Raw genomic sequence first — 12,982 nt, 5'->3', positions numbered from 1 at the left:
CCATTCCCAAGGGCAGTCAATGGGAGTGGACATCAGGGCTCGGCGACGGTGTGGACCCGGAGAAACTCGGCGTCATCGAGACCCACCCATCGGTTGGAGCGCTCGGTGATCTGTTCGAGGTCGGGTCGCAGGCGTTCGGCGCGGACCCGGGTGGTTTCGCCGGTCGACCAATCGTCGTCGTTGCCGAGATCGGTGCTACGCTGGACTTCGGCCCTGCGGAAGGTCCGAGCCCATGGGTTCACTGAATACCGGATCGCGAGATAGGTTTGGCTCAGGTATTCCTCGAAGACCAGCGACGCTGCCTGCCGGGCATCGGAAACCTGTGGATCGAGGCCGAAGAAAAACTCGTCGAGATTGATCAAGCCGTCGCCGTCGTCATCGTCGCCCGCGACGAGGGCGGTGCGCGAGGGCGGAATGGTCGAGGCCATTTCGAAAGCGTCGGAGAGCTGGTCGCCATCGCTGTCCAGTTGGTCGTTCTGACCTTCATAGGAGCCGAGATCGACGGCGGCATTGGTGAGGCGCGGGAGGCCATCAAGGTCGAGGCCGGTGGTGATGAGCAGGTTGTCGCCGGTGTCGAGGGCCGCCGAGCCGAAGCTCAACCGCAGATCGCCGGGAGCGGCAAAGAAATCGGTGGGATCTGCCGGGCTGAGGAAGACGGGATCGGCGTCGACATTGCCGCCAAGGTCGGTGCCGAGGTCGGGATTCCAGGCGGCGCTCCCGCCGGAATGGGCGACGAGGTTGTGGCGGTGGTTGGTGGTACCCGACGCGGTCTGGAACAGCGAGGCGGAAGGGATCGCGGTGCTGGGCGCGCTGTCCGTGCGGCAGCGGTTGTTCCAGACGATGCTGTTGCCGAGGAAGAGCGCACCCTCGTTCCACACGGCGCCGCCGTCGCTCCGCGCGGAATTGCCGGAGAAGGTGCCGTTGATCACCCGCACGGTCGCCCCGGCGCGGACACCGAGGGCGCCGCCGAGGTAGGCGGAATTGCCCTGCCACAGGCAGTTTTCGAAGACCGGCGCCGAGCCGTTGCTGGCGAGCACGGCTCCGCCCCAACTGGAGAAACTCTGACAGGCGATGAATTCGCACGACTCGAAGAACGGCATCGAGCCATTCCCGATCCAGGCGCCCGCTCCACCACTGTATCTGGCGTAGCTGTCCATGAAGCGGCATCCGGTGATCACGGGGCTCGATCCGTCGAGGTGGAGGGCGCCGCCATCGCGCACGTTGATTCCTCCGCTGGCACTACCGCCGATGCCGCCGGCGATGGTGAAGCCGTCCAGCGTGCAATCGCTGCCGACACCAACGGCGGTCACCACGAGGAAGATCCGCGGCTGCGCGACATCCGTCGTGTAACCCTGCAGCAGGGTGGTTCGACGCCCGGGATCGCGCGCCGAGCGGGTCGTTTCGTTGCCGGCGAAGCCGCCGAACACCTGCAGGCCGCTGCGCAGCTTGAAGCTGGCGTCGTCGCTGTGGTAGCGCACTCCGGGACCGTCGAAGGGATAATAGGTGCCCTCGGCGACCCAGATTTCATAACCACTCACGAGTCGGTCGAGGGCCGACTGGAGCGACGGAAAGGCGTCGGCCCAGCTCAGTCCGCTGCCGCTGCCGGTGGCAGATGCATTCACGTGGACGCGTGTCGGGACGACATCCACGACCAGCCCCACCACGCTCCGGCGTCCCTGCGAATCCACCCCGCCGATCCCGAACTGGACGCGGCCGAAGCGGTCGGGAATCACCTCCATGGTCAGCGAACCGGTGGTCGGATCGAGTGCCGCTTCGACGATGCCAGCCGGCTCCATTGACGTGATCTCGAAGGCGACTGCCGATTGGTCGAAGAGCGGGGCGGTCTCGGCCAGGTCGACATGCGTGCCGCTGTTGGGTGTGAGTTGGAGGTCGATGGATGATGACAGAACGCCGGGTCCCGCGGGGGCCGTCTCGTAGCAGCCGAGGTCGGGTGCGGTGCCCTGTGGGCGCGGTTGACCGAGGAGGTCGGAGACCAGCGCCGTCGCAGCCCCTGCGTCGATCGCGGGAGAACCGGTGCGTGGCTGAAAGCCGGTGCCACCGGCCAGCGGCACGGCCGGGGTGCCGGCAGCGATGAATGACGGATCGATGTCGAGGTTTCCGCCCCCATCGGTGCCGATCGAGGGATCCCATGCCCCACTGCCACCCGAGTTGGCAATGAGGCAGGACGTGAAGAGAGTGTCGGGTGCCGCGCCGTTGTAGGTCGAGCTGGACGCGGATGCCGAATCGGTGCGACGCCGGTGCTGGTTGTTCCAAAGAATGCAGTTCGTGTAGCTCGCGAGGTTCTCGTCGGGGTAGTCGGTGTTGCTGACGGCACCGCCCTGCTCCCACGCCGTGTTCTCGGTGAAGGTGCAATGGACGGCCTCAAAAGTATCGGCCGCGTTCTCGATCGCGCCTCCGATGTCGGCCTGGTTTCCATGCAGCAGGCTGTTGTGCAGGGTGGCGCCGAGACCCGCGACGTAGAGCGCGCCCCCTCGCTCTGCCGCGTTGCCGGAGCAGGTGGAGGATTCCAAGGAAAGTCGTCCGCTGCTGTCGGCCAAGGCGCCTCCCCATACCGACCGATTGCCCCGGAACGCGCAGGCGCGGAACTCGACTTCCGAGTCCGTCATATGAACCGCCCCACCCTGGGAACTCGCCGAGTTGCCTGCGAACTCGGAGTTCTCGACCACCAAAGGGGCGCTCCCGACGACGCTTAGCGCTCCGCCGTAGGAGTTGCTGTTGCCGTAAAACCGGCAGCCGTGGAGGGTGGGTGTGGCATTGCTGACGAGCATGCCGCTGCCGAGTTCGCCGAATCCCGGGCCCGCCGCACCCGTGATCCAGATGCCGTCGAGACGGGTGGCCTCGCTCACGCCGACCAAAGCTGCCACCAGTCTCGCATTCGTGCCTCGCTGGTCTCCGGGTTGCACGATCACTCCGTCGGATTCCGGATCGATGTCGTCGCCACCGAGATCCGCGCTCATCACCGTCGGCCAGCGATCGGGATCGCGCTCTGCCATGGTGGTGGCACCGACCGGGAAGCCCCCGTAGATCTCAGTCCCTTCGCCGATCGGGAAGTAGGAGGAGGCATCGCCCGGAGTGTGGCCCGCACCCTGGTCCGGCGTGTGCACGCCGCCCGCCACCCAGATCGCGTAGCCGCTGCCGCCGAGGGCCAGCGCGTCCTGAAGGTGGGGGATGGCGTCGGCCCAGTTGAGCCCGGTGTCCGCTCCGGTGGCCGCCCGATCGACGAACACAACATCCGGAAAGACATCGATCACGATCGCGCGCCATGTCCCGACTCCTGAGCTGTTGGTCGCGCGTACGATCGCCACGAAATGGCCGATCGTGCCGGGCGGGACGGTCACATCGAGTTGGCCGGTGACCGGATCTATCTGCACGTCGAGGGGACCGGCGGGATGCAGTGAGTCGAGTGAGTAGCCGACGGCATCGCTGTCGAAAAGGTCGGCGACCGAGAGCGCGCCGGGCAGGACTCCCGCGTCGGGGTCCAGTTCAAGGCGTGGCTCGGGTCCCGGCGCCGCTGGACCCCCCTCGGTTTCGTGGGCCCCGAGATCGGGCCGGATGCCGCTGAGACGTGGCAGGTCACCGAGATCGAGTGGCAGGGGTTCCGCCGTGGTCAGATCGCCGTCCAGGTCGCAGGGGTCGTCGGGCAGCAGGGTCGGGTCCCCGGCATCGATGGCTGCCGATTGCGGACCGAGCCGAAAGTCACCGGCGATGGTCGGGGCCTGCTGCGGCGAGATCGGGATCAGGAAGGCGGGATCGCCGTCGAGGTTTCCGCCGCCGTCGAGGCCGAAGCCGAGATCCCACGTCGCGCTGCCACCGGAGCCTTCGACGAGGCAGGAATGAAACGTGATCAGAAGCTGGTTGTAGTCCGCCTGCGAAGCGGCGGTCGCCGACGGGAGATTGGTGGAATTGCCGGCCATGTTTCCTGAGAAGACCGAATTGTGGAATGACGGCGCGACCGGGTTGGAAGTGAAGGGGTAGTAGAAGGCACCGCCTCGAAAACCCGCCCGGTTGCCCGTGAAGGTGCAGTGGGAGTAGGTCCCCGGGCCGTTCCCCTGGGTGATGGCACCGCCGTCAGTCGCGGTGTTGCCAGTAAAGATCGAGTTGCTGATTCGAAGGTCCGCGGCGGAGAACAACAGGGCGCCTCCGGAGTTTCCGGTGTTGCCCCGGAACTCGACATTCGCGGCGATGAATGACGGACCGTTGGAGTTCACGGCGCCGCCTTGGGAACCCCGGTTGGCGGTGAAGATCGAGCGGCACAATTCGGTCGCACAGTTCGAGATCATCAGCGCCCCTCCGGAGCCGGCACATTCATTTCCGGAGAAGCTGCAGCCCTCGATTCGGAGATCGAGATCCGTCGCCTTGATCGCGCCGCCACCGCTCGCGCTGCGATTGCTTTCGAAGCGGGTGTCCACAAGCTCCAGCGATTGACCATCGGCCAGAATGGCTCCTCCGGATCCGAGCGGATCGAGGTCGGGTCCCGCCCGATTGGCGGCGAAGACGCACCCCCGGATCGATAGCTGGACGTTCAAGGCCTCGATCGCCCCTCCGTCACGAATGGCGGAACTCGACAGGCTGGCGGCGAGGTTGCCCTCGAATCGCGAGGCCTCGACGACCACGCTGCCGCCTTCAAGCTTGAGCGCACCTCCTCCATTGCCGCGATTTCCGGCGAAACGGCAGTCCCTGAGAGTGAGCTGTGGTGCCGAGGCGTAGATCCCGCTCCCTCCGGACGCACCCGTGATCGTCACGCCATCGATGGTGATGGGGGTCAGCGGAGGCACATACAGGATCCGGTTCGAGTTCACCCCTCGCTGGTCGGCGGCATCGGCGGTCCGGCCGTCGACCACGATGTCGTCCTGGCCGAGGTCGCCACTCAGGATGGTCGGATGCAGATCCGGATTCTGCGAATCGCGCGACGTTTCGTTTCCGGCGAAGCCACCATAAAGATTGGTGCGGGCGGGCACGGAGAACACTGCGCCGGGATTGTCCGCCACTTGCCCGGGCCCTTGGTCGGGGCGGTATTGGCCTTCGGCGATCCAGACATCGAGCGGGATCAACCCGATGCGCGGGACCTGAAGCGCGCTCTGCAGGTCGGGAAAGGCGTCGTCCCACGTCAATCCGGTTGCAAGCCCGGTCGCGGCGGCGTCGACATGGACGACGGAAGGGAAGACATCGATCTGCAGGGTTCGGAAACTCGTGGCACCCGCCGCGTTGGTTGCACCGACGATCACGGACACGGGGCCGAAGCGGTTGGGCAGCACCTCGAGGTCGAACTGTCCGGTCGTGGGGTGGACGCTGGCGGTGACGATGTCGGTTGGCACCACCTGTTCGATCCGGAAGCCGACGGCGGTGCCGTCGAAAAAGTCGGCCAGCTGGATCAAGGCGGGATGGCTGCCACTCAGGGGCTCGAGTCTCGGTCGGGGCAGGCTACCCACCGAGGCGGGTCCGGGTTCGATTTCGTGAGCGCCCATGTCGGTCGCCGCTCCCGCGACCCGCGGAAGTCCACCGAGGTCCTGCGGCAGCGGCTCGGCAAGATCGAGATCGCCGTCGGCATCGAGTTCGTCGGCGGGCAGCAGGGCGTTGTCGCCGGAGTTGATGGCTGGCGAGGTCGACGGCAGCCGCAGGTCGCCCAGGCTCGTTGGTGCACTGGCGGGATCGACGGGGAGCAGGAACTGCGGATCGAGGGCGAGGTTGCCACCGAGGTCGTGGCCCAGTTCGGGATTCCAGGCCGCACTGCCACCGGAATTCGCGATCAGGCAGTGGGCGAAGCTCGATTCGTGGCCTGTGCTTGAATCCCCAACCGAGGCGCGGGCGGTGCCGGTCTCGCCCCATGACCGATTGTTCCAGACGATGCAATGGGTCAGCTGAGGAGCGGCGGGGTTCGCGGTATTCGAGGTCTGGTTGTAGATCGCACCGCCGGTTCCCGCGGCATCGTTGCCGGAAAAGGTGCAGCCGTGGAAAACCGGCGTCGCGCTGTCGTTGTAAACCGCACCCCCGTCGCCGCCGGCATTGCCGCGGAATTCCGACGCAGACACCGCCAGTTCCGCCCCGTCGAGATGGATCGCCCCGCCGTCGTTGGTCGTCGCATTGCCGGCGAAGCTGGCCTGGACGATGCGCGTCACCGTGCCGCCGTCGAGGTAGAGCGCCCCGCCGTCGTAAGCCTGGTTGCCTTCGAAATCACAGCGTAGCAGGTCGATGCTTCCGAGCGAGCCGAAGATCGCCCCGCCGTAGCCGAATGTGCCCGGTGTCGCGTTGCCGGTGAAGCGGCAGTCGCGGGCCGACAGGGGGCTGCTGCGCAGCCAGACCGCGCCACCGCGATCGCTGCTGGTGGAGGCGAGATTGCGGAGGAACTCGCAGCCGGAAAGCTCTATCGTCGAGTCGGATGCCGCCACGCCGCCGCCTCCCGTCGAGCTCCTGTTTCCTTCGAAAACACAGTCGTCCATGGTGGTGCTGGTCCCGATCAGGCGGAGCCCGCCGCCGTCCTGCACGCCGACGTTTTCCTGGAAGGTGCAATCCTCAATGACGATATCGCCTCCGGAAAGGTGCGCGCCGGCTCCCTGCGTGGCCTGATTGGCAATGAAGTCGCAACGGCGCAGGATGATCTGCGAGCTGGTCGCGCGCAGTCCGCCTCCGTTCGTCGACCCGCCCGCCGCGCTGAAGGTCAGGTGCTCCACCACGACGCCAGCTGGCGCACCAGAAACTTCCAGCAACAGGTCGGAGTTCTCACCGACGACTTCGGTGGTGTCGGCGGCAAGCCCGTCGCCATCGGCATCGAGGTCATCGGCATCCACGTCGCCACTGAGGATGGACCTCGCTTCCGGCAGTCTCGAGGCGGAGTCCGTCGAACCACTGACGAAGCCGCCGCGCAACGACACGCCTGCCGGGAGGACGAACTTTGCGGAAGCATCACCGACAGTTCTTCCGCCTCCGAGATCCGGTCGATAAATGCCTTCGGCGATCCAGATTTCGTGACTGCCGCCTCCAAGATCCAGGGCGTCCTGAAGGTGGGGAATTGCGTCTGCCCAGGATAGGCCGGTGCCCGCACCCGTTGCCGTCGCATCGACATAGAGAACCGGCGGGAAGATGGCCACGAGGATGGTGGTGAAGGCAGCGGCTCCGTTCGCGTCGGTCGCGCGGGCCGTGATGGTGACCTCGCCAACCGCTCCCGGCAGAACGGTGAGATCCATCAATCCAGTGACCGGATCGACCGTAGCCTCGACGCGACCGAGTGGCGTCACGGACTCGATGGCAAACTCGACTGCGGTTTCGTCGAAGACGGTCGAGAGATCGACCAGCCCGGGATGAAGGCCGCTGCCCGGCGCGAGTTCGATCGGTGGGACCGGCGCCACCACGGATGGGCCTCTCGAACCCTCGTAGCAGCCCATGTCGGTCGTGCCGTTCTGGAGCCTCTCGGCACCGCCGAGATCCAGCGGCTGGGGTTCGTTGGTGATTCCGTCGCCATCGAGGTCGGCGCGGTCGGCCTCGATCGAGGAGTTGCTCCCCGTATCGATGCCCGGGGAAACTGCGGTGAGTCGAAGCACCTCGAATCCAAGTGCCGGGATCTCACCGACCGCCGGCAAGTCGACGAATTGCGGATCGGCGTCGACATTTCCTCCGAGGTTGAACGTGAGCGGCAGAACCCAGGCCGAACTCCCCCCGGAGTTGGCAAGCAGGCAATGACTGAAGCCGGTTCTGCTTTGTGAACTGGCTGAATGAGTGGCCGCGGGTGTCGTCGTGCTTCCGCTCGCCTCGTTGTTCCAGATGATCGAATTTCGGAAGGTCGGGGTTCCGAATCTTGAGACATTCAGGATCGCGCCGCCCTGGCTCGAGCGGTTTCCCACGAACGTGCAGTGGGTCGCCGTCAAGGTGGCGGATGTTCCGATGTACAATCCTCCGCCTGCGGTGGACGACTCGTTGGCCAGGAAGAGGCAACCGGACAGAACAAGCTCCGCGTTGGCCACACCTCCTCCGCCGAAGCGTGAGGCGCGATTTCCGGATGACGTGCAGCTGACCATGGTGACGTTCTGCCCCGACAGATAGAATCCTCCTGCATCGGTCGCTCGGTTTCCCTGAAACTCGCACCGGGCCACCACGAGGTCGGATGTGATCGAGTAGAGACCGCCTGCCGATGTGCCGGCTCCCGCCGTGATCACCAGCCCGTCAAGACGTCCGCCGCCGTAGGTTCTGTTGAATCGCACCACAGTCGCGGCATTGACGCCCACGATATGGGCTGCACGTGCGGTAATGCCGTCCCCGTCCGGATCGAGATCGTCCTGCTGCAAGTCGCCGCTGAGGATTGTCCGATGGCGATAAACATCGCGCTGGCTCCGCATCGTCTCCGTGCCCGAGAATCCACCATAGAGTTCGACCCCTGCATCCGGCTCGAAGCGTGATGAAGCGCTGTCGGGCATCTGCAGGGGGCCCTCGTCGGGATAATAGACACCCTCGGCGACCCACACTTCGTCGCCGGTCCGGGCCACCAGGAGAGCGGACTGAAGGTCGGCAAACGCGTTGGTCCATGACGAGCCATCGCCGAGGCCGCCGGAGACGTCGCGATCGACGTGAAAAATCGCCCCACACAGCGAGCCGGACATCGACAGCAGGAAGAGAGGGAGCCAGCGCACCGGAATTGAGATACACGATCATTCCGGGAGTTGTCGAGTTTGACGGGGTTGGACTGGGTCAGGCAGAGACGGCATGGGATTGGCGAATGGTTGGATCTCGCGCGAGTTTCGAAGAGACCCTCTGATTGGGTCTGCGGTACGGGTGGAAGGCGTGACCTTGAATGGCGCTCAGATCCGCCGGCTTCGGGGAACGAGCCACCTTTCCTTCCAGGGCTGCGAGGCGGCCGGGCTGCTGATCTTGCTTGAGGAGCCCGGCGTCGCGTGCTCCGCGGGTAGCGCTTGCATGACCGGCAAGCAGAAGCCGGGTCACGTGGGGAAGGCGATGAGCGGAAAAGCGCCTTGCATCGGCTAATTCACGGCGCTAAGCACCCGGCCCGCCCGGGCCTCCCGATTGCTGGATTTCGCATGAAGCTCGCATCCTTGCTGACACCTGATCAGGTCATCCTCGACATGCATGCCGAGGAGCACATTCCGGCCATCGAGGAACTCGTGGACCATCTGGTGGGGATCGGCAGCCTGCCGGCGGACCTGCGCGAGGAGGTCGTCGGATCCCTGCGCGAACGGGAGGAGCAGGTCAGCACCGGTATCGGCTACGGAGTGGCGATTCCCCACGCCTTCTCGGAGAACCTGGAGAACGTCGTCACGATGTTCGGACGCTCCAAGGCCGGCATCGATTTCGAGGCTCTCGACAACAGCCCGGTGCACTTCGTCATTTTGTTCGTCGTTCCCAAGAAGGACTACCACCTGCACCTGCAGACCCTGGCGGCGATCGCCAAGATGTTCACCAACTGCGAGATCCGCCGGCAACTGGCGGCTGCCGAGTGCCGGAACGAGATTCTGAACATTTTGGCTGGCAAGGCACCGAATAACGTCGCCTGACTCCGTGCATGACGCTGCTTCAGGAAATCGAGTCCGCCCTGGCGGATGCCTTCGAGAAGGTTCTCGGTGAGCGGGTGCCGACCCCGGTCGTGCCCTCAGCCGACCTGCGCTTCGGCGACTACCAGAGCAACGTCGCCATGGCGCTGGCGAAGAAGCGCAAGACCAACCCGCGGGCGCTGGCGCAGGAGGTGATCGAGGTGCTGAACCTCGACGGCCTCGCCGGGACGGAAATCGCGGGCCCGGGTTTCATCAACTTCCGGATCGAGCCCGGGACCTTCGCGCGCAAGGCGGGCGAACAACTCCGGGACGATCGCCTGGGTGTCCCCGACTGCGGGCACGGTCGGCGGGTCGTGGTTGATTTCTCCGCGCCCAATGTCGCCAAGCCGATGCACGTCGGCCACATCCGCTCGACCATTCTGGGCGACTCGCTCTCCCGCATTGCGGATTTCCTCGGCTACGAGGTGATCCGCGACAATCACATCGGCGATTGGGGCACGCAGTTCGGGATGATCCTGCACGGCTGGAAGACGATCCTCGACGAGTCGGCGCTGGAGGCGGATCCGGTGCCCGAGCTGCTTCGGGTCTATCGCGAGGTCAACTCACGGGCAAAGGAGGACCCGGCGGTGCTTGATACCTGCCGCTCGGAGCTGGTCGGCCTGCAGGCCGGCGACGAGGAGAACCTCGCCATCTGGCGGCGCTGCGTGGACCTGTCAAAAGAGGGGCTGCAGCGGATCTACGACCGGCTCGATGTGTCCTTCGACCACTGGCTGGGCGAGAGTTTCTACAACGAGCGCCTGCCGGGACTGGTCGACGAGTTCATCGACAAGGGGCTGGCCCGCGAGGACGGCGGCGCGATCTGCGTCTTTTCCGGCGGCGAGCTGCCCGACGACCAGGATCCCTTCCGCATCCACAAGGAAGATGGCTGGAAGGACAATCCCGCGATCATCCGCAAGGCCGACGGAGGATTTCTCTACGCCACCACCGACCTCGCGACGGTCGAGTACCGCATCGACGAATGGAAGGCCGACGAGATCTGGTATGTCGTCGGGGCTCCGCAGCAGCTCCACTTCCGCCAGATCTTTGATGCCTGCCGCCGGTGGGGCAAGAAGGCCGACTTCCACCACATCGCGTTCGGTTCCATCCTCGGTGAAGACCGCAAGCTGATGAAGACCCGCTCGGGGGACAACGTCCAGCTGGTTGACGTGCTCGACGAGGCCGTCGAGCGCGCCGCCGCGGCGATTGCCGAGAAAAATCCGGATCTCGGGGGCGACGAGGCCCGGGAAGTGGCGGAGATCGTCGGCATCGGCGCGGTGAAGTTTGCGGAGCTCTCCCAGCACCGGATGACCGACTATGTCTTCTCGTGGGACCGGATGCTCTCGCTGCAGGGGGATACGGCACCCTACCTCCAATACAGCTATGTGAGGATCCGTTCGATCTTCCGCAAGCTGGACCAGGACTTCGATGCCTCCTCGGTGAAGCTGGTGCTCGAGGCACCGGAAGAGATTCACCTGTCACGCCTGGCCCTGCGCTACGGGGAACTGCTGCCGACGGTGCTCGATGATCACCGGCCGAACCTTTTGGCAAATTACCTGCTGGAACTGGCGCGGGCCTTCCACTCGTTCTTCGAGGCGTGTCCCGTGCTCAAGGCGGAGGGTGTCGAATCCCGCGACAGCCGTCTGGCGCTGTGCGAGCTGGCATCGCGCGTGCTGAGCCATGGACTCGGCTTGCTGGGCATCCGCTGCCCGCAACGCATGTGACCGGATCATGGACCCACGCCGCCTGCCATTCTACGTCATCGGTCACCGGAATCCGGACACCGATGCGATCTGCTCGGCGATCGGGCACGCCGAACTGCTGCGCCGGACCGGCGAGCCCGATGCGATCGCCGCACGCTGCGGGTCCATCCCGCGGCGCACCGCCTGGGTGCTCGAAAAGGCCGGTGTCGAGGAACCGCGGCTGGTGACCGACGTGCGGGCGACCGCGCGGATGATCTGCCAGCCCGAGGTGGTGACCGCCGGTGCTGCCGACACCTTTTACGAGGCCTATCGCTCGATGCTCGCCCACGGCGTCCGCTCGGTGCCGGTCGCCGACGACGAGGGGAGTCCGATCGGGATCCTCCGCTATCGCGACCTGCTGGAGCTGCTCCTTCCCGGCGATGGCTCGGAACTGAATTCGCGAACGGTCCACGTTTCGCTGCTCAAGGTGGCTGAAACTCTCAAGGCCGAGTCGGTCGGGGCACCGCTGCCCGACGGGCGGGATCAGGAGGACCTGATCATGCTGGTGGGGGCGTCTTCGCAGAAGACCGTCGACCGCCGGCTCCGAAAGGCGGCGGAGGAGGGCAACATCCACCGCTATCTCGTCGTGTGCGGCGACCGTCCGGTGGTCCAGCACTATGCGATCGAGCGCGGCGTGCGCGCTCTTCTGGTCACCGGCGGCAACACGATCGACCCGTCTCTCGCCGATCTGGCGAAGGAGAGGGGGGTCGTGGCGCTGCGCTGCCGACAGGATACGGCGGGTTCCACGACGCTGATCCGATGCTCGCGGACGGTCGATCTGGTGATGGTGTCGAATTTCAGCACAATCCCGGCGAACGAACCGGTCTCCCGCTTGCGCAAGTCGGTGGCGTCGCTCGAGCAGGACATTTTTCCGGTGATTGACCCCGTGTCAGGGAAGATGATCGGCGTGCTCTCGAAGTCCGACCTGGTCGATCCGCCGCGGACCCGGGTGGCCCTCGTCGACCACAATGAATTCGCGCAGGCCGTGCAGGGCGTGGACGAGGCGCGGGTGGTGGAGGTGGTCGACCACCACCGCCTGGCCGGCGATCTCGTTTCCCGCGAGCCGATCCGCTTTCTCAACGAGCCGGTGGGTTCGACCTCGACGCTGGTGGGAAGGAAGTTCGAGCACCGGGACCTGGAGCCGAGCGCCGGAGCCGCGATGTGCCTGTGCGCGGGGATCATCTCCGACACGCTTTGTCTGACCTCTCCAACGACCACCGAACTCGACCGGACCATGCTCAAATGGCTGAGCGGCCTGGCCGGGATCGACCCCGAGGAGTTCAAGCGGGAGTTCTTCGCCGTCGGGTCGCTGCTGGTGGGCGGCACCACCGCGGAGGTGCTGAATGCCGACCGCAAGGAGTTCGATGACGACGGCGTCAAGGTGACCATCGCCCAGATCGAGGAGCTGGGGCTCGAGGCGCTCGAGGGTCGCCGGGAGGAGCTGATGGCGGCTCTTGAGAAGCTGATTGCCGAGGAGGGCTTCGATCTTGCGGTGCTGGCGGTCACCGACATTGCCAAGCATCACAGCGTCGTCCTCGCCGCGGGCGACCGGCGGCTCGTCGGCAACCTGCCCTTCGAGGAGGTGTCGCCCGGGTGCTTCAACGCGCCCGGGGTGGTCAGCCGCAAGAAACAATTGTTCCCCAGCGTGTGCCAGGCGGTCCGCCGTCTCGGTTGAGCCGGGTGATCTTC

4 protein-coding genes are annotated in these 12,982 nt (G+C 65.7%); 3 read left to right on the top strand and 1 reads right to left on the bottom strand.

Annotation, left to right across the window (positions count from 1 at the left end; genetic code table 11):
* Positions 1-32 precede the first annotated feature (32 nt).
* Positions 33-8,639, bottom strand: a complete 8,607-nt coding sequence (locus tag ACG2LG_RS06090; RefSeq protein WP_396257267.1) for a right-handed parallel beta-helix repeat-containing protein — start codon at positions 8,637-8,639, stop codon at positions 33-35.
* Positions 8,640-9,044: 405 nt separating this feature from the next.
* Between ACG2LG_RS06090 and ACG2LG_RS06085 the strand changes: the two genes are divergently transcribed.
* The 3 genes from ACG2LG_RS06085 to ACG2LG_RS06075 are packed head-to-tail and all read left to right on the top strand — an operon-like array spanning position 9,045 to position 12,968.
* The gene (locus ACG2LG_RS06085; RefSeq protein WP_396257265.1) at positions 9,045-9,518 is read left to right on the top strand and encodes a PTS sugar transporter subunit IIA; all 474 of its coding nucleotides are present in this window, start codon (positions 9,045-9,047) and stop codon (positions 9,516-9,518) included.
* A gap of 8 nt (positions 9,519-9,526) precedes the next feature.
* Positions 9,527-11,275 carry an arginine--tRNA ligase gene (gene argS / locus ACG2LG_RS06080; RefSeq protein ID WP_396257263.1) on the top strand — a complete coding sequence of 583 codons (1,749 nt, stop codon included), beginning with the start codon at positions 9,527-9,529 and terminating at the stop codon, positions 11,273-11,275.
* 7 nt (positions 11,276-11,282) lie between these two features.
* A complete protein-coding gene (locus ACG2LG_RS06075; RefSeq protein WP_396257261.1) occupies positions 11,283-12,968 on the top strand; it encodes a putative manganese-dependent inorganic diphosphatase in 1,686 nt (561 codons plus the stop codon).
* Positions 12,969-12,982: the final 14 nt, after the last annotated feature.

The organism is Haloferula sp. A504, assembly GCF_044385805.1.
Classification (GTDB): Bacteria; Verrucomicrobiota; Verrucomicrobiia; order Verrucomicrobiales; family Akkermansiaceae; genus Haloferula.
This window is presented reverse-complemented; position numbering and strand designations above follow the sequence as displayed.

What these genes read in the sequence shown, in the direction of transcription:
- ACG2LG_RS06085 (WP_396257265.1), top strand. Translation starts at nt 9,045, where the DNA reads ATGAAGCTCGCATCCTTGCTGACACCTGATCAGGTCATCCTCGACATG.
- argS (WP_396257263.1), top strand. Translation starts at nt 9,527, where the DNA reads ATGACGCTGCTTCAGGAAATCGAGTCCGCCCTGGCGGATGCCTTCGAG.
- ACG2LG_RS06075 (WP_396257261.1), top strand. Translation starts at nt 11,283, where the DNA reads ATGGACCCACGCCGCCTGCCATTCTACGTCATCGGTCACCGGAATCCG.